Origin of the sequence: Bacillus cereus group sp. MYBK79-1 (assembly GCF_051915365.1) — a bacterium.
Taxonomy (GTDB): domain Bacteria; phylum Bacillota; class Bacilli; order Bacillales; family Bacillaceae_G; genus Bacillus_A.
Window position 1 is genome coordinate 698537 of the sequence record NZ_JBQAEO010000001.1, and the last position, 23539, is coordinate 722075.

A 23539-nucleotide genomic window follows, 5' to 3' on the forward strand; every position below is an offset into this window, starting at 1 on the left:
AAAATACTAATTTTCTAAATTTATATAAATCGTGTAATATCCAATAAATTCCTATATAATCAATAGTAAAAATCTTACAAATGGAGGTATAAAAATGACGATTTTGAGTAATATTGGTGCAGCTTTATTTTTTATTGCTTTTATTCTTTTAATTCTATGCATCATCTCGTTTTTCAAGAGAAATGGAAAAGCTAAACAATATGGTCGTCCTGCCGTTATTCTTTTTATGATTTCGATTGTATTAATAATAACTAGTGCTGAGACTTCTAATAACCCAATTGTTGAATTCTTTTCTATTTTAAGTTTTGTTTTATTTGTTTTCTTCCTTGCACTAGCAATCTTATCTGTAATTAAAAAGACAGGTGTAGCAAAAAAACAATTTATTATCACAGCTATTTTATTTGTCATTTTTGTTGCACTCTCAAGTATTTCAGCTCCTTCTTCTGAAAAAACGACAGCAACTAGTAAAAAAGTTACTTCTAACAATGCAGAAGAAAAAGAGAGCGAGAAGAAAAAAGAACTAGAAAAGAAAGAAGCGGACGAAAAAACTCAAAAACAAGAAGATGAGAAGCGTCAAGCTGAAGAACAAAATCGGAAGCAAGAGGATGAAAAACGTCAAGCCGAGGAACAAGCTCGTAAGCAAGAAGAACAAAAACGTATCGCTGATGAGCAAGCTCGTAAACAACAAGAAGAGCAAAAACGCCAAGCTGATGAACAAGCTCGTAAACAACAAGAAGAGCAAAAACGCCAAGCTGATGAACAAGCTCGCAAACAACAAGAGGAACAGAAAAAAGCACAGCAAGCTCAAACACAACCTGCTGCTGGAAATACTAGTAATGCATACTACAAAAATTGTGCTGCAGTTAGAGAAGCTGGGAAAGCCCCTCTATATAAAGGACAACCAGGTTATGCCTCACATCTTGATCGTGATGGCGATGGAGTTGCATGTGAAAAATAGTAGTAAAAAAGAAGCTTCTAGTAGGCTTCTTTTTTACTATTACGTATAGTTATTACTCTTCCATTCTTGTAAGCCATATATCAATTCAAATTGACATCTTATTTTTTAAATGCTTGTAATATTAATCATTAACTGGAGCAATACTCCAATTTATTATTTCAAGATTTTTCACCTCTATTTTTCCTTTGACAAGAACATGTGGAATTAAGTGAAACATCCCAAATCTTCTACCCTTTTCATATTCCTCCCTGTAATATTCTTTGGTGCAGGTATTTAATTGCTTTAATTCTCTATATTCATTAAAGTTGATGATTTCTATTTCGCATTCTTTTAATTCTCTATTTGGTCCACCCCAATTATGCTTTGAGTACTTGTATATTGCCATACACTGACCCTTCAATGCGCTAATAGGAACTTTATAAAACAGTTTATTTGTATGAAGGTTTATTCCTATTTCCAGTGATACTTTATAAATCTCATAAGGATGTAATGGTAAAAAATGCACAACATCATTCCATAAACATTCTAGTTTTGGTATTTTACGTGTTAATAATTTCTCCCTGTGAGGATGATCTTTATATTTTTGGATATACTCACCGTATAAATTTGGATATACACTTTTCAATTCATTTAATGGGATTAAATATTCTCCTTTTAGTTCTTCTGGTACCATATGATAAACATATTCCATAAAAACCTCCTATAAAAGATATACTTCCTATCCCAAAATTCTTCGCCGTCTTTTCTATAATGTCCTCTGTTGAAGAATAATCCTATTATTCTCAAATCAGACACATAAAAAGTGATTTCAATCACCACATTGTTTTTCATTTATCGCTATTCTTAATTTAGATATTACATTTAAACTTTATGGAGGCATTCATATGGAACATACATTTACTGAAACTTCAATTGTTGGTGAGATTGTCACACAATTTCCGAAAGCTAGTGATCTCTTTAAATCATATAGAATAGATTTTTGTTGTGGTGGTAATAAGCCACTTATTGATGCAATTCATGAAAGAAATTTATCGGCGGATGAAGTAATTACAGAGTTAAATACGCTTTATCATAATACGAAACGATTAAATGAATCTGAAATTGATTGGAAAAGTGCTTCTTATCGCGAATTGATTGATTATGTTATAAATAAGCATCATCGTTATTTAAATGAAGAGTTGCCACAATTAAGTCCTTATGTGACGAAAGTGTTACGTGTTCATGGAGCAAGTCAGCCTCATTTAGCTCAAATTCATAAGCTATTTCACGAACTTAAAATGGAATTAGAACAGCATTTAATTAAAGAAGAAACAGAAGATTTCCCATTAATTTTAGAATTTGAACAAAATCCAACCGATGAAAACTATATAAAGTTACGTAAAGTAGTAGATGAACTAGAAAATGAGCACAATCATGCCGGAAATATTATAAAAGAACTTCGTAAAGTGACAAATGACTTTACTCCTCCAGAAGGCGCTTGCGGTACTTATCGACTTGTCTACCAACGTCTTGAATCGCTAGAGTCTGATTTATTTGAGCATATTCATTTAGAAAATAATATTTTATTTCCACGTGCCATTACAAAAGCATAGATCAATTGCAGGACATGAGTGTAAATACTTATGTCCTGCTTTTTCATTTTGCGAAAAATATCCACACCCCCTTCACATAAAACCGAATTTTAACAATTTGTGAATCATTATAAAAATGTGATAAATATCACATCTCCCCCTTATTTGATTTTCTATAATAAAAATATAATCCTTTGTTCAATATTTCACATAAAAAGGGGAAACGAAAATGAAAAAACGTTTAGTTATGATCGGAAATGGTATGGCTGGCATACGTTGTATCGAAGAAATATTAAAACATGATAATGATTTATATGAGATTACTATTTTTGGAGATGAACCGCATCCAAACTACAATCGCATTATGCTCTCTCATGTTTTACAAGGCAAAACAAATATGAAAGATATCATTATGAATGAATACAGTTGGTATGAGGAAAACGAAATAACCTTGTATACAGATGAAAGAGTTCAGAGTATTAACCGTGAAGAAAAAATCATTATCACAGAAAAGAATCGTACTGTTACATATGACAAACTCATTGTCGCAACAGGTTCTAGCGCTTTTATTTTACCTGTTGAAGGTTCCACTCTTCCTGGTGTAACAGGATTTCGAACTATTGAAGATACACAATTTATGATTGATACCGCTAAAGAAAAGAAAAAAGCCGTTGTCATTGGTGGCGGGTTACTTGGTTTAGAGGCCGCAAGAGGTCTAATTGACTTAGGAATGGACGTACATGTTGTTCATTTAATGCCTAGCTTAATGGAGCAACAACTAGATACGAAAGCAGCTTCTCTTCTTCGTAAAGATTTAGAAGCGCAAGGCATGAAGTTTCTAATGGAAAAGAAAACTGTAAAAATTCTTGGTACAGAACATGTTGAGGGCATTCAATTTGAAGATGGTGAAGTTGTAGATTGTGATTTAATCGTAATGGCTGTCGGAATACGCCCAAATACTCAAATAGCAAGAGATACTGGTTTACTTGTCAATCGCGGCATTGTAGTCAATGACTATATGCTAACAAATGATGAATCCATTTATGCAGTTGGTGAATGTGCAGAACATGATGGTATTGCATATGGACTTGTTGCCCCTCTCTATGAACAAGGCACAATATTAGCGAAACATATAACGAATTTACAAACGAATGGATACACGGGCAGTATCGTTGGTACGCAATTAAAAGTTGCTGGTTGTGACTTATTCTCTGCTGGCCAAATTTATGAAGATGATCAAACGAAAGCAATATCAATCTTTGATGAATGTAAACGTTCCTATAAAAAAGTATTAATTCGTGACAATAAAGTCGTTGGTATCGTTTTATACGGGGATACTGCTGATGGTACACGTCTCTTTAGCATGTTAAAGAAAGAAGAAGATATACAAGAATATACAACCGCTTCCCTTCTTCACAAAGCTGGTGAAGAAAGTGAACTTGACGTTGCTACAATGAGTGCGGATGACACGATTTGTGGATGTAATGGTGTTACGAAAGGTACAATCGTTCATGCTATTTTAGAGCAAGAGTTAACTACTTTTGAAGAGGTAAAAGGATGCACGAAAGCCGCTGGTTCTTGTGGTAAATGTCGTCCGCTTGTGGAACAAGTTTTATCTCATACACTCGGAGATGCTTTTGATGCTTCTATGCAGTCTACTGGTATGTGCGGATGTACAACTTTATCACGTGATGAAGTCGTAGCGGCCATTCACGAGAAAGGTTTAAAATCTCCAAAAGAAGTACGAAATGTTCTTGGTTTTGTACAGGAAGACGGCTGTTCGAAATGTCGCCCTGCTTTGAACTACTATTTACGTATGGCGATTCCAGAAGAATACGAAGATGATAAAGCGTCCCGTTTCGTGAATGAAAGAATGAACGGTAATATCCAGCACGATGGTACATTCTCTGTTATTCCACGTATGTACGGAGGCGTTACAACAGCAGATGATTTAATGAAAATTGCTGAAGTTGCGAAGAAATATGACGTTCCACTTATAAAAATTACAGGTGCGAGCCGAATCGGCTTATATGGTGTGAAGAAACAAGATTTACCTAACGTATGGGCTGACTTACATATGACTTCTGGATATGCGTATTCAAAATCTCTTCGTAATGTAAAATCATGTGTTGGCTCTCGCTTCTGCCGTTTCGGTACGAAAGATTCATTAGGACTTGGTATGCTCCTTGAACAATCATTAGAAATGGTAGATACACCTCATAAAATGAAGATGGGTGTAACGGGCTGTCCGCGTAACTGTGCAGAAGTATTGACGAAAGATTTTGGCGTTGTTTGTGTCGAAAATGGATATCAACTTTATATCGGCGGAAATGGTGGTACAGAAGTACGCGAAGCTGATTTTGTCATGATTGTCCCTACCGAAGATGATGTCCTTCGCATCGCTACAGCTTATATGCAATATTATCGTGAAACTGGCATTTACGGAGAGCGTACTGCCTACTGGACAGAGCGTTTAGGCTTCGATCACATAAAAGAAATACTACAAGATGAAAGTATGGTTACTATGCTAAATGATCGTTTCCAAACAGCTCGTAGCACATATACGGAAGCTTGGGGACAAGCACTAGAAACGAAGTCATTAAAAGCGATGTATGAAGTAGAAACTGTGAAATAAGGAGCTGTGATCTAAATGATACAAACGAAAGAAAAAATAAAAGTTATGCGTGCAGAAGACCTTCCTACTCAAATCGGTAAAGAGGTGCAAATGAAAGGTATGTCTATCGCCCTATTCCGCCTTTCAAATGGTGATATTCGAGCTGTAGAAAATCGTTGTCCTCATAAAAACGGACCGTTAGCAGAAGGAATTGTATCTGGAGAATTCGTCTTTTGTCCACTGCATGATTGGAAAATCTCACTAATAACAGGTGAAGTTCAAAAACCTGATGACGGTTGTATTCAAACGTACGAAGTAGAAGTTAATGATGGTGACATTTATTTATACATGTAATTTACGAAAGGAAGCCTCCTCTGGCTTCCTTTTAAATAAAAATTGATGAGGTGCGATTATGAACGGATATGTATATTTAGTTGGTGCAGGACCAGGTGATGAAGGGCTTATTACAAAGAAAGCGATAGATTGTTTAAAGCGCGCAGATATCGTTTTATATGACCGTTTATTAAACCCTTTCTTTCTTAGTTATACAAAAGAAACATGTGAACTTATTTATTGCGGAAAAATGCCAAAGAATCATATTATGCGACAAGAAATGATAAATGCCCACCTCCTTCAATTTGCGAAAGAAGGAAAAATCGTTGTCCGCTTAAAGGGCGGAGATCCATCTATTTTTGGCCGTGTTGGTGAAGAAGCAGAAACTTTAGCAACAGCGAACATTCCATATGAAATTGTACCAGGTATTACATCTAGCATTGCTGCTAGTAGTTATGCAGGTATCCCCCTCACCCACCGCAACTACAGTAATAGTGTCACTTTACTAACTGGGCATGCAAAAGGTCCTTTAACCGATCATGGAAAATGTAATTCATCCCACAATGGCGACACAATCGCCTACTACATGGGTATAAAAAACTTACCTACAATTTGCGATAACTTACTACAAGCAGGAAAAAAAGACGATACACCCGTAGCAGTTATTGAATGGGGTACAACTGGAAAACAGCGTGTTGTCACAGGAACACTTTCAACCATTGTTCCTATCGTCAAAAAAGAAAATATTTCCAATCCATCCATGACAATTGTTGGTGATGTCGTTTCCTTACGGGATCAAATCGCTTGGAAAGAACGTAAGCCATTACATGGTAAAAAGGTTTTATTTGCATCCGCAACAAATAAAACAAGTTTAATGAAGCAAAAATTACAAGAAGGCGGTGCAGAAATATATCAAATTCCTACTTTGAAAAAGGAAGAAAACACATTAACCTCTGAACAAATCAATGAAATTTTCAACGTTGATCGCCTTGTGTTTTGTTCCGCTGAAAGTGTAGAAATATTGATGCAATCATGTAGTAAACATCAGAAAGATATTCGTTCCTTACAGGCGCAACTGCAATATATGAACGTTGCCACTCAAGAAAAACTTATGCAATATGGGCTACTAAGTAAACAAGCAGAGTTCTCTTCCGATACTACTGTTTATTTAGGCAGAAATATTAATCGAATTGCTTTTATTCAAGAGAAAATTGGTGCCGGGTCTTATATGATGACTCATGCGTATACGATTGATCATCGTTTCGATGAAGTCCATTCTCGTATGCTTTCTGAATTCTCATGGGATAGCATTGTATTTGACGGCCGTGCCTCAATTGATACGTTTCTATCAGAAGTAAAACGCCTTGGCTTTATCGATATCCTTACTCTTCCCTTCTCGTATACCGACATTCCAACTTTACACTATGCGAATAAAGTCGGATTTCAAGATGTAGATGAGCAATTACAAGACATGATTATGGAGAAAGATTTGGTGGTACGATGAAAGGAATTGTATATGTTGGACACGGGAGCCGGCTCCAAGAAGGTAATGAACAATTCATTCACTTTATTCAATCTGTTATGAAAGAACGTAACGAAAGAATTCAAAAAATAGCTTTTTTAGAACTAACAACACCTACTATTTTGGATGCAGTTACAGAAGCGATACTAGAGGGCGCAACTGAAATAATGATTGTACCTGTTTTATTATTTGCAGCAGCTCACTATAAACGTGATATTCCTTTTGAGATTGAGCAATTACAAAAGAAATATACCCAAATAACATTTTCAGTTGTACCACCTTTTAGTACGCATCCACATATGGTGGAACTTGTAGTAAAAAGAATACGTGAAGCTATGCCAATGCAAGGTAGTAGTATTTTACTCGTAGGTAGGGGCAGTAGTGATCCACAGCCAATACATGAGTTACAACAAATCGGATCAGCTGTCGAACAAAAACTCGGTATGTCAGTATCGTGTTCCTTTTTAACGAAAGGAACGCCCTCTTTTACTGCTGAGCTGAAGACTATAACATCAACTGCACCACGTGTATACGTCATGCCGTACCTTCTCTTTACCGGACTGTTGCTTCAAAAAATTAAATTGCATACGAGAAAATATGATTACGTTACGACTTGTAACTGCCTTCAGTTTGATACATATATGAAGTTAACATTATTAGAACGAATGGAGGCATGTGTGTATGTATAACATGTACCCTCTTATGCTTAATTTAAATAAAAAAGTGGTCGTTATTATTGGTGGAGGTAAAATCGCATATCGAAAAGCGTCTGGATTAAAAGATACAGGCGCTTTTGTCACCGTTATCAGCCCAGAAATTTGCGAAGAAATGAAGGAACTTCCTTATATTACTTGGAAGCAAAAAACTTTTAGTAATGATGATATTAAAGATGCTCACCTTATTTATGCAGCTACAAATCAACATGCTGTAAATCTGATGGTTAAACAGGCCGCCCACGATTTCCAGTGGGTTAACGTTGTAAGTGATGGTACAGAATCATCTTTTCACACACCTGGCGTCATCCGACATGATGAATATGTTATAACGATTTCAACTTCAGGTAAGGATCCATCGTTTACGAAGCGTTTGAAGCAGGAACTAACATCTATTTTTCCTACTCTTATAAAAAAGCTTTCTCGTACACATAAATCGTAATCTACCTATTATCTAACTATGAATTTACTTTGGACAAACGTTTTTTAGAAGCGTTTGTTCTTTTTGTTTTGGTTCCTTTTTTGAATTAAGCCGCTTAATTATCAGGCATGGTACAATTGTAAACGACACCTAATATATCAAAGACTGTTTTCCTCTCATATCGATGGGATTTCCGTCCATCATTTACCGCCTCAAATCTATTCGTTTTTAAACGCATATTCAAAACAAAATATATGACAAATAAATAACGACGGTTACTGTAATAATGCTGAAAAGTGTTGAAAACAAAACGATTTGTGCATGTAATTCAGGCTCTATTTGATACTCCATAGCAATGGTTGATGTATTTCTTGAAGTAGGAAAAGAACTTGCAATAAATAATGATTGTGCAACAATACCATCAATGTTTAGTAGGTAGATCATGGCAAGTGCTAATAATGGCCCCATCAGTAACCTTCCTACTAAAGCCCATGTTATGACTCGATGGAAAAAATTAAGCTTAATGTTGGATAATTGTGCTCCTAGCAATATGAGAGCTATTGCAACAAAACTATTCGCAAGCTGATTAAGAGGTAGAAAGATAGAATTAGGTATTTGAAATGTAAACGATTGAAAGAGAATCCCTAATACGAGCGCATGAAATACAGGCAGTCTTAGAAATGATTGAATAATACCTCCGATTGTTTTTGTTGCTGATAGTAAGTTATATATCCCATATGAATAAGTTAAAAGATTCTGGAAAATCACAATAAAAATCTGAATGGAAACCCCCACTGGATTATGACTGAAAATCAATTGACTTACTGGTAATCCATAATTACCAGAATTCATTAACGAAATGCTATTTTTTAGAGCTGCACTTTCTCCTTTTTCTAACTTTAATGTTTTTGAAATGAAATGACTTACCAGCATTAGACTCAGACTATAAAGCATTAAATAGTACATAATCTGGAGCAACAAACCTGTTTCTATACTAATATCATATATATTCACAAATACAGCCGCTGGCATCAAGCAATAAGTAATAAGTGTAGATAGCTGCTTTAAGTTAAATTGGAACTTTCTTTGTAAGATTGCACCAATTAACATCAATATTAATATTGGTAATATTACGTCTAATATAATAAAAATAAACATTTAAAACCTCATTCTACATATATTTTAGTTGGTTTAAAGCCTCTCTTTTCTTTAACATATCAAATATGACTCACAAAGAAAATTATGGATTATTTATACAAATTCATAATTTTATCTTATCAACCTAAACTGTATTCTTTATTTTAAGTGTACTTTTTCACAATATCCATTTGCCTTACCCAAAAATCTGATCCTAAAAAAATATGCAGTTTTTTCTTGTTATAGATACCTCCATGCGCTATTTAATTTCAGAATCTTTAAATATATTAATATATAGCTTTTAGAAAGGAGCGACTATTAATCGATTCATTAGCAATCAATAGTCATCGTTTAATTCAAAAGTTATTATTTTCATTCTCGATATATTCCGACAAAGGAAAAGTCCCTTTCTCTTACACTAGACGTGTAAGAGGCGAAGTACCTTTATCTACTCGTTCCTTTAAAGTTCCCCATTGTGGAATTCGATTTAATTTTATACATTTATCGCTTAATTTCTTTATCTGTAGGCAAAACAATTGCAGCGATTATATAAAGTAACACTGTAAATCCACTAGTAAAAAAAGCTGATAATGCAGTTACTATGCGAAGAATACTTACATCAATTCCATACTTGTCGCTTAAGCCACCTAACACACCTGAAACTTGTTTATCTTGAGTGGACTTATATAATTTTTTCATCTAAACACCCCGATCCAATTAAATATTTGTATGTTAAAAATTAGTTCGATCTTTGGAAGAAATTTAAACTTTCTTTAACTAACCTGCCCTTTAATTGAATAACATCTGATATCTATATTTTAACATAAAATTCCATTCTCCTTCTGTTTTTCATTTTAAAACCACATTATTTTAGAAAACAAACATTTGTTAAGATATCAATAAAAAACAAGTTGAAGCCTATTACTAAAAGAACCATCCCAAAATACTTCGGGACGGCTCTTTTTCTTTTTTAATGATTCTTTAACATCACTAACAGTTTTTCTTGACTATACATCCACACTGTAATGATTAAACAAGCAAGTGCGACTTCTGATAATGCCATAAATCCAATTGCATAATGACCTGTTAGTTGGAATAGTAAAGTTAAAATTAATGGTGGGAAGAACCCTCCTAGTCCACCTAAAGCTGAAACGAGTCCATTTACAATACCAGCTTGTTCTGAGAAGTACATTGGAACGAGTTTGAAGATTGTACCATTACCAATACCTGCACAAAATGCGACTAGTAAGCAACCAAATGTATACACGTTCATACTAGGCATAAATGATAAAATAATACCAGAAAGTGTTAAACCGATAAATACGAAGATTAATATTTTAAATGGGTTAAATTTATCACCAAGCCAACCGCCAATTGGACGCATCATTGTTGCGAGTACAATGAATCCAGCAGTCCGCATACCTGCATCCACTTTCTCTAATCCGAAGTGAGATACTAAGAAGTTTGGTAAGTATACTGTAAATGCGACAAACGATCCGAATGTTAAAAAGTAAAAGATACATAGAAACCAAAGTTTTTCATTTTTATATACACCTTTTATTTGTTCCATTAATGGTGTATTCACCTTTTTCTCCTTACGATCGCCTAATAAAAAGTTCATAAGTGCAAACGCTGCAAGTAAAACTAAATAACACTGTACTGTCGTTCTCCAGCCAACTGAAGTTGCAATGACAGGTGCTAAAAACGAAGTAATGGCTGTTCCGGCGTTACCGACACCGTAAATACCATTTACAAAACCGTGACTCTCTTTCGGAAAATATTTCGGTAAAGAAGTTACCCCTACGGAGAATACGGCCCCACCGATTCCGACAAATAATCCACCAATAATTAAATCCATCATTGAATTAGCAACACTAATATAAAAGACAGGAAATAATAATAGAATAAAACTAATAAAGAATAATTTTCTTGCTCCGAAACGATTTGTCCAATAACCAATCGGAATGCGAAGAACAGAACCTAAAATAACCGGTACTGCTGTTACCATTGAAATTTGTCCCGCAGTTAATGGAATATCCGCTTTAATATAAGGCATTAATGATGATAAAATGACCCATACCATAAAACCGATAACTAGATTAGAAGTTTGTAAACTTAATTGAAAATTTGGACTTTTCATCCTGTTCCCTCCTATGTATGCATAGTTATATTCATTCCCTCCAGCCTAATCACGTCCTAACATGATTAGGCTGAAAAGAATCAACCACCACTTACTGGCGGAATCATTGCTACAACATCGCCAGTTTGAATGATGTCATCCTCATTTGCATACTCTTCATTTATAGCAACCATAATCTCACTTGAAATCGCTACGTTGTATTTCTTAATGAGTACTTCCTTTAGCTTCGCAACCGTAATATTTTCACACTCTATGTGTAATGCTGGCTTACTTACTTCTTCTTGTAAATGTGCGAATAATAGTACTTCAATCATATTCTCATCTCCTTTTCAGGCTCACCATTCTCATATGCTACATTCTCTAACTGATCACCAATCCATGATTCACCATCTTTCCAAAACTCTTTCTTCCAAATCGGAACAATTTGTTTTATACGCTCCATAATATATTCGTTCGCCTCATAGGCAGCTTTCCGGTGTGGTGTAGAAACAGCAACGACAACAGCAAGATCAGAAATCTGCAATATACCAATGCGATGTGTAATGGAGACATATGTCCTAGGCCACTTCTCTCCTACTTCGGTACCAATTTTCTCAAGCTGTTTTTCTGCCATTGTTTTATATGCTTCATACTCTAAATAAAGCGTACGACGTCCTTTCGTAAATTCTCTAACAGTACCAATGAAAGTAGTAACTGCGCCGCACTCACGACGAATTACTTTGTTTGTAACTTCCTCAATTGAAATAGGTGTATCAATCACTTCATAATACGTTTGTATCATCTTGCACCTCTTATCTTCATTTAAATTAGCAATCTATTTTTCTATTATTTGTACGATCGAAGCGCTTCTTCCCACGGCCACTCACTTCCAGCGTTTGATTCTAATAACAGTACCGAAACAGTTATTCCTGCTTCAAACCCTCTCGTTCCTCCCGGTAGGACGATAAATGCGTTCGCCTCTGCAAGTGAAGAAATGGCACTAGATTTATCTAAACCAACTGGTATAGCTTGCAATGTTCCATCTACAACTTCCACTCTCCCTCTTACAAAACGAGTAAATGGGTTTGCTTTCGGACAGTCTTTCTGTAATATTGCCTCTGCACGAAATACGTGCGGATTTTTCTTATGCAAGTATGTTCGAATGACTGGTCGAACATATAATTCACATCCGACATAACAAGCAGAAGGATTACCAGATAGACCAAATAGTAGTTTTCCTTCTACCTCAGCTACAGTTGTCACACTTCCTGGTCGCATCGCTATTTTGTTGAAAAGTACATTAGCTTGCAATCTCTCATAAATAGCAGGTAAATAGTCATAGTCTCCTACCGAAACGCCACCAGTCGTAATTAAAATATCAACTTCTTTTATCGCTTTTTTTACAGTGTTATAACACGTCTCTAAATCGTCAGCCATTTGTCCATAATACTGTACAACTCCGCCCGCTCGTTCAATTTGAGCAGCAATCATATAGGAATTACTATTTCGAATCTTCCCTAGCTTTAAGTGTTCATGTACTTCGAGCAGTTCGCTTCCTGTCGTTACAATTCCAATAACCGGCTGTTTTACAACATGTACTGAACTATAACCAAACGTAGCAAGAAGTGCTACTACTCCAGGATTAATAACAGTCCCCTTTTTCACAAGGATGCTATTTTGTTTTACATCTTCTCCTTTAAAAGAAATGTTATCCCCCGAAGAGAAAGAGCGTTTTAATACCATATAAGTCTTTTCGTTTTCTTCAAATCCTTCCGTTAGCTCTAACATAACAACGGCATTACACCCAGCTGGAATTGCCGCACCTGTCATAATACGGACAGCTTGAAATGGTTTCACTTCTTCTGTAAAAACAAAACCTGCTCCAATTTCACCAATTACTTCAAACTGAATGGGATTACTACTACTTGCTCCTTTTGTATCTTCCGCTCGAATTGCAAACCCGTCGTACGGAGAGCGATCAAAATGTGGGACATCATGATCTGCAATAACATCTTCTCCAAGCGTTCTACCGTAGCTTTCTATAAGAGAAACCTTTTCTACTTCACCCTGGTAAGCATATTCCATTACACGTGCAACTGCTTCTGCTACTGGAATTGGTATACGTTTTTCTAACATTCTTTTTTCACCTCGTTTTAATAAGGAGAACTTTTCTTTCTCTTCATCCCATATATTTTGCGTATAATCGTTTTGCTATTTTCACATCATTTGTCCCATGAATAAATGCCCTACCGTCTGTAAATAAAACGAAACGATATTCATCAATTAGAAATGATAGTAAGTACGGCGTTTTTTTGACACGTACACTTTTTTGTAATCGTTTTTGAATTTCGGTTAAATTAAGATCTCTCTTTATTCCTGAACGGATTTGAACTGTATTCCGTCCGCATAACACTTCCGTTTTCATCTGCGTTTCAAATGTTAAACTTGGATACGTTCGTGATTTCCCACAAGATGGACATGTACTTTTCTTCTGTCTATTTACTTTTAATGAGAGATATTGATTGTTCCAAATATCAAATGATAACATCGTACCTCTTAGCGACTCATAATCATCCACCAATATTTTCATCGCCTCTGTAACTTGGTGAGCAACAACCATCTGTACAGCAGGCTGAATAATTCCGGCTGTATCGCATGTTGCACCCCCCATAGGATGATCCATCAGACAGCGAAAACATGGTGTTTTCCCAGGAAGAATTGTATACGTTACGCCGTAGCTTCCAATGCATCCACCGTATATCCAAGGTATATTTTCTTTTTGCGAAATGTCATTTATAAGTAGGCGCGTATCAAAATTGTCAGTCGCATCTAATATGAGACCCACATCTTTTGTTAACTCTTCTATTTCTTGCATTGTGACATCCGTTACAACTGGTACAATTTCCACTTCAGAATTAATCTTTCTTAAATGTTCTGCCGCTGCAATTGCTTTCGGTTTACACTGCTGTGCATTTTCTTCTGTATATAACTGTTGCCGCTGTAAATTACTCCATTCGACGTAGTCACGATCGGCAATTGTCAATTTCCCAATTCCCATCCTAACGAGCGCTTCCGCATTTGCAGCTCCTAGTGCACCCGCACCGATTAGGAGCACATGCCTTTCTCTTATTTTTCTTTGTCCCATTTCACCAATTCCAGAAAACAATACTTGCCTTGAATATCGCTCTTGCATTGGGAATCCTCCTTTCGCTATCCGCCAATGTATGACATTTCAACTTTTGGACGTTTATTTGTACTTTCCGCCGTTCTTTCATCTGAATATCGATCTGTTCTATATCTCCATGTATGTTGTAAAATTTTCAATAGTGATGCATCAGAAATATTTTCTCGAAGAAGCGTTCGCAAATCCGTTCCTTTCGTTCCAAATAGGCACGTAAAAAACTTGCCGTCTGCCGAAATACGAGCTCTCGTACAAGAAGAACAAAATGACTCTGATACTGAAGTAATAAATCCAACTTCTGAATCGCTCCCTACATATCGATACAATTTCGCAACTTCTCCAAAGTAGCGAGGTGGAACAGGCTCAATTGGATATACTCGATTAATTTTCTCTATTAATTGTTCCTTCGTAATCACTTGTTCAAAATTCCACCCGTTCGTACTGCCTACATCCATAAACTCAATGAAACGAAGCTGAATTTCTTGTTCTTTAAAATAACGAGCCATATGAAGGATTTGACTATCATTCATTCCTTTTTTTACGACCATATTTACCTTTATTTCTAATCCAGCAGCCTTTGCTGCTTCAATTCCTTTCAGTACAGGTTTTGTATTTACATTTCTTCCGTTAATTTTTTGGAAGACATGATCCTCTATCGCATCTAAACTAATATTTACACGTTTTAATCCCGCGTCTTTTAGCGCCTTTGCTTGTTTTGCTAAATGAATTCCGTTTGTTGTGAGCCCAATATCTTTTAAACCTTCTAGCTTTGTAAGCCTTGCAATTAACTGCGGTAAGTCTTTACGCAATAACGGTTCACCGCCAGTAAGCCTAATTTTATTGACTCCCATACTTATAAATAATCTTGCTAATCTTTCTATTTCATCGAACGTTAATAAAAACTCTTCTTGCAAAAAAGCGTAATCAGGTCCGAACACTTCAGCAGGCATACAGTACGTGCACCTGAAATTACAACGATCAATAACTGAAATACGTAAATCTTGAAGTGGCCGTTCTAATGAATCTTTCATTTTCTCGTGCATCTATATCCCTTCTTTTCTGCTGCAATCCTTATAAGCTTTCAATTTTTTATTTGCCTTTATTATAAAAAATAAGCTACAAATTCAATGTGACTTTTCTCACATCACTTTCCCCATTCAAAAATTCTTCACAAATCTGTTCGCATTTTGTTCACATCTCCAGCCTTCCCCCTTACGGTCATTGAAATTTCACTTTTTTTCAAAAATATCTCTTGCATTTTCATCATAATTACATTCAAAATAAGAAATATATTGTTTATCCCGCTATTCGGCTGAGTCAAATAAGTTAGATGGGAGTCGGGCTGTCCCGTTAATGCCCGATTGGTTAAACTAATAATTAGTGGGAAATGAACACACACCCACTGATTAAAGTTTCACTTTATGAGAAGAAAGGTGATCGCTGTGGCAAACAGTATGACATTATCTCAAGATTTAAAGGAATTACTTGCATCTGTTGAATATAAAATGCAAATTAAAAAAGGAAGTTTTATTTTTCAAGAAGGTATGGAGGCAACAGAGATCTATATCATCCACTCCGGAAAAGTACAGATCAGTAAACTTAGTGCTGATGGGCAAGAATTGACACTCCGTATTTGTTCGGCATATGACATTATTGGAGAATTAACATTGTTCACGGACGATGCGAAGTATTTATTAAATTCAAAATGCCTTGAAGATGTTGAAGTAGGCGTTATAAAGCGCGAAGCCCTAGAAAGAGAATTACTCCAAAAGCCAGCACTTGTATTTGAATTTATGAAATGGATTAGTGAACATTTAAGAAGAATGCAAACGAAGTTCCGAGATTTAGTATTACACGGCAAAAAAGGTGCCCTGTATTCTACTCTCATTCGAATGACAAATAGTTATGGTGTGTTAAAAGAAAACGGGATTCTTATCGATTTACCTTTAACGAATCAAGAACTTGCTAATTTCTGTGCAACGTCACGTGAAAGCGTAAATCGGATGTTAAATGAATTAAAAAAGCAAGGTACACTTTCTATTCATAAAGGAAAGATTACCATTCACGATTTACAATTTTTAAAATGTGAAATTGCTTGTGAAGATTGCTCTGCTTCTGTTTGTAGCATTGATTAACTTTTACTTATAAAGAAAGCCGAGGTCTCCAATTAGATCTCGGCTTTCCTTATAAGTTACTAAACATATAATACAAAATTATTTTTTCAACTCATTAGGAATACGTCTTCTGTAAATTACATAACTACGACTTAAATATTTAATTGGGGCACTAAATACATGTACAAGTCTAGTAAATGGCCATACTGCAAATAGCCCCAACCCTGCAAGAATATGAATTTTAAACCATACTGGTACTTCCATCATATATTCGACTTTCGGTTGGAAAATAAAGAGACTTCGGAACCAAGGGCCGATTGTTGTACGATAATCAAACCCTTTTGAGTCGATGTTTAAAAAAGTTGAAGAAAGTCCTGCTAGCATTACGATAAGTAATAAAATAAGCGCAATATAATCTCCCTTTGTACTCGTTGCAATGATACGTTTTACTGTTACGCGGCGGTACGTTAATATAATTAAACCGATGATAGAAGCAATACCTGCCGGAAGTCCGAAACTAATTGCTATTATGTGATACGTATGTTCAGAAATACCTATTGACCGATATACAGCTTCTGGAATTAAAATCCCCATAACATGACCGCCAATTACGAACATGATTCCAAAGTGGAATAATAGACTTCCGATTCGGAGCATTTTCTTTTCTAATAGTTCACTAGATTTTGATGTCCATCCAAATTGATCATAGTTGTATCTGAAAATATGTCCACCGATAAAAATCGCAAAAATGATATAGGGAAACAATACCCATAGAAATTGATCCATCATTTCAACAACTCTCCTTTCTAATTTGTCTGTACACCCCATGTATCGATAGCGAGTAGAACAGCCGCAAGAATTGGTTCATACATGCTACCTGCTTCTTTTAACTGAACGTGTAATGCTTGTATGTTCTCTTTGTATTTACTCATAATTGGTTCACTGTCTTGCTCATTTGCATTTGCAAAAAACTCAAGTAAAAGTGGTAAATAATCAGGGAGTTCTTTATCTGTTACTTCAAAACCAGATTTTTTATAATGCTGCTTTAACTCTAGTAATTCAATACCTCTTTCTCTTTGTTCACCAGTGTTCATATAAGTAAGATACATATTAGTCTTTTTACCAAAATCAAATGTATATACGTAACCATCAATTAATTGATCATTCGTTTTATTTAATGCTTGTTCTATAAATACTGTAAGTGAAGCTTTAACATCGTCCTGTTCAATCGCTTCAACCTCTTCTTGTAATTCAGTTAAAGCTTCTCTCCACCCTAGTTCCGGGTAGGAGAGAAGAAATGAAGAACACGAAAAAGCAGTTTGCAAACTTTGTTTCATATGTTTCCGCCCCCATTATTTAAGAAATTGTCATACAAGAACCTGGGCCACCTACGAAGGATAAACCACAGCTTCCTTGTTCGTTATATAAATCTGCAACTTGTTCGCGGTGAGACGTTGGGATTACGAAGCGATCTTTATATTTCGCGATCGCAAGAAGACGATACATATCTTCTACATCCTGTTTCGTTAAACCGAGTTCTTTTAATACAGCTTCATTTGGCTCTTTATTAATTTGAAGTGCTCTCATATGCGTTCGCATAACAGCCATTTTTTTCAATGTTAGACGAATATGGGATTCATCTCCTGCAGTGAGTAAATTCGCTAAATATTGTATTGGAATACGCATATTATCAATAGCAGGGAAAATCTCTTCTGCTTTCCAGTTACTCCCTTTCCCTTCCACCATGTTCATAATTGGGCTAAGCGGCGGGATATACCAAACCATTGGCATAGTGCGATACTCTGGGTGAAGAGGTAGAGCGATTTTCCAATCGATAATCATTTTATAGATTGGCGACTGTTGTGCCGCTTTTATCCATTCTTCAGGAATTCCTTGTTTTTTCGCTTCTGCTGCCACTTCTGGATCATTTGGATCTAGGAAAACAGTAAGCTGAGATTCATATAAATCTTTTTCATCTTCAACAGAAGCCGCTTCTTTTACTTTGTCAGCGTCATATAGCATTACTCCAATATATCGAATACGTCCTACACATGTTTCCGAACAAATCGTCGGCATACCAGCTTCAATACGAGGGAAACACATTGTGCATTTTTCAGCTTTATTCGTTTGCCAGTTAAAATACACTTTTTTATATGGACAAGAAGATACACAAAATCTCCAAGCACGACATGCATTTTGATCGACAAGAACAATCCCATCTTCTTCACGTTTATACATCGCACCAGATGGACAAGAAGATACACAAGATGGATTCATACAATGTTCGCATATGCGTGGTAAATACATCATAAAGACATTTTCAAAATCCGTTTTAATTTCTTCTTCCATTTTCTTTACGTTCGGATCTTGTAATCCTGTTATATGTCCACCAGCTAAATCATCTTCCCAGTTCGGACCCCATTCAATTTTATCGATAAATTCACCTGTAATTGCTGATTTCGGACGAGCAACTGGCTGATGCTTACGCTGCGGACTATTTGTTAACGTTTCATAGTCATAGTTCCAAGGTTCAAAGTAATCATCAATTGTTGGTTGATCTGGATTGTGGAAAATATTCATAAGGCGCTTCATTTTTGAACCGGATTTCAGCTGAATTTCACCATTTTTCAATTCCCAGCCGCCTTTATATTTCTCCTGATCTTCCCATTGCTTTGGATAACCGATACCAGGTTTCGTTTCTACGTTATTGAAGTACATATATTCAGCACCTGGACGATTTGTCCAGGTGTTTTTGCACGTTACGCTACAAGTATGGCAGCCGATGCATTTATCTAGATTCATTACCATTCCGACTTGCGCTTTAATCTTCAAGCCAATCTACCTCCTTCAGTTTGCGAATTACAACGTTTAAGTCACGCTGGTTCCCAGTTGGACCATAATAGTTAAATCCATAACTTAATTGACCATATCCACCAATCATATGTGTCGGTTTCACATGAATTCGAGTTGGACTATTATGTGTTCCACCGCGATTACTTGTTAATTTCGTACCAGGTACGTTAATGTGACGATCTTGCGCATGGTGCATAAATGCCATTCCTCTCGGTATACGGTGCGTTACAACAGCACGCGCTACAACAACACCGTTACGGTTAAAGCACTCGATCCAATCATTATCTGCAACGCCGGCTTCTTCAGCATCCTCTTTATTCATCCAAACGGTTGGACCACCTCTAAACAGCGTTAACATCGGTAATGAATCGAAATACATACTATGAATGGACCACTTATTATGCGGCGTTAAATAGTTTAATGTTATTTCTTTTCCTTCTACTTCAGGTCGTGATTTACGGAACGGTTTATGTTGCAGAATTGGTTTAAATGTTGCCATCGTTTCACCAAATTCTTTCATCATGTCATGATCTAAGTAGAAAGATTGTCGACCCGTTATCGTTCTCCAAGGAATGAGACGTTCCACATTTGTTGTAAACGGTGAGTAACGGCGTCCACCTTTTTCAGAACCTGTAAAGGCCGGAGAAGTAATTACTGTTTTTGGCTGCGCTGTAATTTGTTCAAATGTGAAGCATTCTTCTTCACGTTCTTCTGCTAAATCACGTAATTTTAAATCCGTTTGTTTTTCAAGTGCTTCCCATGCTTTTACAGCCATATGACCGTTTGTTGTAGAAGAAAGTGTTAATACCACTTCAGCAGCATTGATTGCTTCTTTTATGTCTGGGCAACCTTTCGCAATAGAATCCGTTCGAACGACTCCTAATCGGCTCTTTAATTGCTCATATTCTTTTTCTGCAGACCAAGAAATCCCTTTCGTACCAATCGGTTGTTTTCCGGTATTTGGTCCTAGTGCAGTCATTTTGTCATAAATCGTTTTATAATCCCTTTCGACAACATGAATTTGTGGCATCGTTTTACCTGGAATTGGTTCACACTCACCTTTGCTCCAGTCTTTAATTTTGCCAAGTGGTTGCGCTAATTCTTGCGGTGTATCGTGAAGAAGTGGTGTTGCGACAACTTCTTTCATTGGTTCAAGATCGATTTTCTTCGCTAAATCTGACACAGCTTTAGAAAGAGAGGTGAATATGTCCCAATCAGAGCGCGCTTCCCACGGTGAACCGATTGCTGGATTAAATGGATGTACAAATGGATGCATATCTGTACTGCTTAAATCATGCTTTTCGTACCAAGTCGAAGTAGGTAAGACGATATCAGAATAAAGTGCGGTTCCAGCCATACGGAAATCTAAATTAATGAGTAAATCTAACTTCCCTTCTGGTGCTTCTTCATGCCACTTAATTTCTTCTGGTCGCAACGAATCACTATCGTCATTCATTAATCCGTTCGTTGTACCTAATAAATGTTTTAAGAAATATTCATGTCCTTTACCAGAACTTGAAATTAAGTTTGCACGCCATACGAATAAGTTGCGCGGGAAGTTATTTTTATTATCAGGATCTTCAATCGCAAATTTCAGTTCTTTATCTTTTAATTTTTGCGCAACGTATTTTCCGATTTCTTCTTGCGTTGTTGCACCAGCAGCAACAGCTTCTTTATATAATTCAATTCCATTTTTCTCGAATGTTGGATACGAAGGTAACCAGCCAAGACGCGCTGCTAATACGTTATAATCACCGTGATGTTGATAACGAGAGTTCCCTTCCACTGGTGACGCTAAATGTCCAACTGGTGTATCTTCATAGCGCCATTGATCTGTTACGAAATAGAAGAAAGATGTACCGTTTTGTAATTTTGGTGGCCCTTGCCAATCTTTTGCCATCGCGATCGTTTGCCACCCTTCTGCTGGTCGTAATTTTTCTTGACCAACATAATGCGCCCAACCTCCCCCGTTTACACCTTGTGCCCCAACGAGAAGAACAAGATTTAAAACGGCGCGATAAATCGTATCAGAGTTAAACCAATGGTTAATACCAGCTCCAACAATAATCATTGAGCGACCATTCGTATCAACAGCATTTTGTGCGAACTCACGAGCGATTTGAATAATAAGCTCTCGTTTCACCCCTGTCATTTTCTCTTGCCATGCAGGTGTAAACGGTACGTCATCATTGAAGTCTTTCGGCTCTTGTCCGCCAAGACCTCGGTTCACGCCGTAATTTGCTAACGTTAAGTCGTATACAGTTGTAACGAACACTTCGCCTTCTTTTGTCATAACCTTTTTCACTGGAATTGTACGTTCTAATATTGTATTTCCATCATCAGAGAAGTACGGAATTTGCACCGTTTCAACAGCATCTTCCATTCCAAGTAAAGAAAGGCGTGGCTCAATCTTTTCACCTGTTTCTTCATCTTCTAAACGTAAGTTCCATTTCTTTTCGTTATCCCAACGTGACCCCATTGTGCCGTGAGGTGTTGCAAAATCATTCGTGTTCTCGTTCCAAAGTACAGGTTTCCATTCTCCTAACTTCGTTTCGCGTCCAATATCAGAAGCATTTAAGAAACGATCCGCAACGAATTGGTCTCCTTTTTGTTTCAATGTGACGAAGAAAGGAAAATCAGTATATTGCTTCGCATACTTTGTGAAGTATTCCACTTGATTATCTACGTAAAATTCTTGTAAGATTACGTGCCCCATTGCCATCGCAAGTGCACCATCTGTACCTTGTTTCACACTAATCCAATCATCCGCAAACTTTGTAGATTCAGCGAAGTCAGGACTGACAGAAACGACTTTCGTTCCTTTATATCGAACCTCTGCTAAAAAGTGTGCATCTGGTGTTCTCGTCATCGGTACATTTGAACCCCATGTCATAATGTAACCAGAGTTATACCAATCACTACTTTCTGGCACGTCTGTTTGATCGCCCCAAATTTGCGGAGAAGCTGGTGGTAAATCTGCGTACCAATCGTAGAAGCTAAGCATCGGTCCACCCATAAGTTGCATAAAGCGACTACCAGCTGCATGACTTAACATCGACATTGCTGGAATTGGTGAGAAACCGACATTTCGGTCTGGACCGTATTTCATTACTGTGTATAGTAAAGACGCTGAAACGAGTTGTAACACTTCATCCCAATTCGCACGAATGAATCCCCCTTTACCACGCGCCTGCTTATACGTACGTGCCTTTTCAGGGTTTTCCACAATGCTTTTCCAAGCGTCTAATGGTGACTCGTTATTTTGCAACTCTTCTTGCCACATATTCCAAAGAACACCACGTACATACGGATATTTCACACGAAGTGGACTATAAATGTACCAAGAAAAACTTGCTCCACGCGGACATCCCCTTGGTTCAAAATCAGGCATATCAGGACCTGTAGTAGGATAGTTAAGCTCCTGCCCTTCCCAAGTTACAATTCCATCTTTCACATATATATTCCAGCTACATGAACCAGTACAGTTCACGCCGTGTGTAGAACGAATTACTTTATCGTGCTGCCAACGCTTTCTGTACACATTCTCCCATTCGCGATCTTCATATGTTTCTTGTGTATGATTATCGTTATAACGATCTATTGGTGAAAAATATTTTAAACGTCTCATTAGTGCTGAAGGTTTCTTCTTCATACTGTTCACTCCTTTAATACGTCTCTCTTACATACCCTTACTATAAGAGAGGTTGTAAAATACCGATGTGACATTTCGCACAGTTCAACAGATTGTCAAAAATTCAGTAGAAAATAAGTTTGTGAGAAAATCTTTTGTTTCGTTATGAAGATTTATGGTTAATCTAGATTATTACGAGAATAGTATTTTGGGGTATCGACGATTTTACAAAAGAAAAAACGTAGGAGGAGTCCCTACGTTTTTCTTTATAAATATATGAAACAGAGTTTTGAATTTTTTCTTCACGATATTATTTTATAGCAAGACATATTTCATATAAAAATACAAATCATTATTTACCATATTGCCCTA

General features: G+C 36.5%; 21 protein-coding genes. 8 read left to right on the forward strand and 13 right to left on the reverse strand.

The features are described from left to right. The first annotated feature begins 94 nt into the window (after positions 1-94). Positions 95-958, forward strand: a complete 864-nt coding sequence (locus ACTFOB_RS03590) for an excalibur calcium-binding domain-containing protein (RefSeq protein ID WP_440024541.1) — start codon at positions 95-97, stop codon at positions 956-958. Between the two features lie 121 nt (positions 959-1079). Here ACTFOB_RS03590 and ACTFOB_RS03595 read toward each other — a convergent pair whose 3' ends face one another. After that, positions 1080-1649: a group-specific protein gene (locus tag ACTFOB_RS03595; protein WP_163255207.1), complete on the reverse strand. Its 570-nt coding sequence runs from the start codon at positions 1647-1649 to the stop codon at positions 1080-1082. Positions 1650-1842: 193 nt separating this feature from the next. On the opposite strand from ACTFOB_RS03595, the gene ric reads away from it, so the two are divergent. The 6 genes from ric to ACTFOB_RS03625 all read left to right on the forward strand — a co-directional run bounded on the left by ric (position 1843) and on the right by ACTFOB_RS03625 (position 8153). Next, complete coding sequence (gene ric, locus ACTFOB_RS03600; RefSeq protein WP_440024542.1) at positions 1843-2550, forward strand: iron-sulfur cluster repair di-iron protein; 708 nt, start codon at positions 1843-1845, stop codon at positions 2548-2550. Between the two features lie 208 nt (positions 2551-2758). Next, positions 2759-5164, forward strand: a complete 2406-nt coding sequence (nirB, locus tag ACTFOB_RS03605) for an NADPH-nitrite reductase large subunit (RefSeq protein WP_440024543.1) — start codon at positions 2759-2761, stop codon at positions 5162-5164. 15 nt (positions 5165-5179) lie between these two features. Then, positions 5180-5497, forward strand: coding sequence for a nitrite reductase small subunit NirD (nirD, locus tag ACTFOB_RS03610; RefSeq protein ID WP_440024544.1), 318 nt, complete (start codon positions 5180-5182; stop codon positions 5495-5497). Between the two features lie 58 nt (positions 5498-5555). Next, positions 5556-6980: a uroporphyrin-III C-methyltransferase gene (locus ACTFOB_RS03615; protein WP_440024545.1), complete on the forward strand. Its 1425-nt coding sequence runs from the start codon at positions 5556-5558 to the stop codon at positions 6978-6980. Beyond that, positions 6977-7687, forward strand: a complete 711-nt coding sequence (locus ACTFOB_RS03620; protein ID WP_440024546.1) for a sirohydrochlorin chelatase — start codon at positions 6977-6979, stop codon at positions 7685-7687. Before ACTFOB_RS03615 ends, ACTFOB_RS03620 begins: the two co-directional genes overlap by 4 nt. Then, a complete protein-coding gene (locus tag ACTFOB_RS03625; protein ID WP_440024547.1) occupies positions 7680-8153 on the forward strand; it encodes a precorrin-2 dehydrogenase in 474 nt (157 codons plus the stop codon). The genes ACTFOB_RS03620 and ACTFOB_RS03625 overlap by 8 nt, the downstream gene beginning before the upstream one ends. A 219-nt stretch (positions 8154-8372) precedes the next feature. Here ACTFOB_RS03625 and ACTFOB_RS03630 read toward each other — a convergent pair whose 3' ends face one another. From ACTFOB_RS03630 to moaA, 8 genes are all read right to left on the reverse strand, one after another. After that, the gene (locus ACTFOB_RS03630) at positions 8373-9290 is read right to left on the reverse strand and encodes an AEC family transporter (RefSeq protein WP_440024549.1); all 918 of its coding nucleotides are present in this window, start codon (positions 9288-9290) and stop codon (positions 8373-8375) included. 480 nt (positions 9291-9770) lie between these two features. Beyond that, the gene (locus ACTFOB_RS03635) at positions 9771-9968 is read right to left on the reverse strand and encodes a PspC domain-containing protein (RefSeq protein WP_064473971.1); all 198 of its coding nucleotides are present in this window, start codon (positions 9966-9968) and stop codon (positions 9771-9773) included. A 271-nt stretch (positions 9969-10239) separates the two neighbouring features. Further along, the gene (narK, locus tag ACTFOB_RS03640) at positions 10240-11409 is read right to left on the reverse strand and encodes a nitrate transporter NarK (RefSeq protein ID WP_000841867.1); all 1170 of its coding nucleotides are present in this window, start codon (positions 11407-11409) and stop codon (positions 10240-10242) included. A gap of 80 nt (positions 11410-11489) precedes the next feature. Then, positions 11490-11723: a molybdopterin converting factor subunit 1 gene (gene moaD / locus ACTFOB_RS03645; RefSeq protein WP_440024550.1), complete on the reverse strand. Its 234-nt coding sequence runs from the start codon at positions 11721-11723 to the stop codon at positions 11490-11492. After that, on the reverse strand, positions 11720-12190 hold the full coding sequence (locus tag ACTFOB_RS03650) for a molybdenum cofactor biosynthesis protein MoaE (RefSeq protein ID WP_440024551.1): 471 nt from the start codon (positions 12188-12190) through the stop codon (positions 11720-11722). Before ACTFOB_RS03650 ends, moaD begins: the two co-directional genes overlap by 4 nt. A 44-nt stretch (positions 12191-12234) precedes the next feature. Further along, positions 12235-13524: a molybdopterin molybdotransferase MoeA gene (locus tag ACTFOB_RS03655; protein WP_440024552.1), complete on the reverse strand. Its 1290-nt coding sequence runs from the start codon at positions 13522-13524 to the stop codon at positions 12235-12237. A gap of 43 nt (positions 13525-13567) precedes the next feature. Continuing rightward, positions 13568-14581, reverse strand: coding sequence for a molybdopterin-synthase adenylyltransferase MoeB (locus ACTFOB_RS03660; protein WP_440024554.1), 1014 nt, complete (start codon positions 14579-14581; stop codon positions 13568-13570). 17 nt (positions 14582-14598) lie between these two features. Beyond that, entirely contained in the window at positions 14599-15612 is a 1014-nt protein-coding gene (gene moaA / locus ACTFOB_RS03665) for a GTP 3',8-cyclase MoaA (protein ID WP_440024556.1), read from the reverse strand. Between the two features lie 399 nt (positions 15613-16011). Here moaA and ACTFOB_RS03670 point away from each other — a divergent pair, with 399 nt between their 5' ends. Then, a complete protein-coding gene (locus tag ACTFOB_RS03670) occupies positions 16012-16704 on the forward strand; it encodes a Crp/Fnr family transcriptional regulator (protein WP_283791300.1) in 693 nt (230 codons plus the stop codon). Positions 16705-16782: 78 nt separating this feature from the next. On the opposite strand, the gene narI is transcribed toward ACTFOB_RS03670, so the two are convergent. Genes narI through ACTFOB_RS03690 form a run of 4 tightly spaced genes read right to left on the reverse strand, consistent with a single transcriptional unit; the run spans position 16783 to position 23188 of the window. Next, positions 16783-17472, reverse strand: coding sequence for a respiratory nitrate reductase subunit gamma (narI, locus tag ACTFOB_RS03675; RefSeq protein ID WP_440024558.1), 690 nt, complete (start codon positions 17470-17472; stop codon positions 16783-16785). 17 nt (positions 17473-17489) lie between these two features. Next, positions 17490-18020, reverse strand: a complete 531-nt coding sequence (narJ, locus tag ACTFOB_RS03680; protein WP_440024560.1) for a nitrate reductase molybdenum cofactor assembly chaperone — start codon at positions 18018-18020, stop codon at positions 17490-17492. Between the two features lie 19 nt (positions 18021-18039). After that, positions 18040-19515 (reverse strand): nitrate reductase subunit beta, encoded by a 1476-nt coding sequence (gene narH / locus ACTFOB_RS03685; protein ID WP_440024561.1) that lies wholly within the window; start codon positions 19513-19515, stop codon positions 18040-18042. Next, positions 19505-23188, reverse strand: coding sequence for a nitrate reductase subunit alpha (locus ACTFOB_RS03690; RefSeq protein WP_440024562.1), 3684 nt, complete (start codon positions 23186-23188; stop codon positions 19505-19507). Before ACTFOB_RS03690 ends, narH begins: the two co-directional genes overlap by 11 nt. Positions 23189-23539 lie beyond the last annotated feature (351 nt).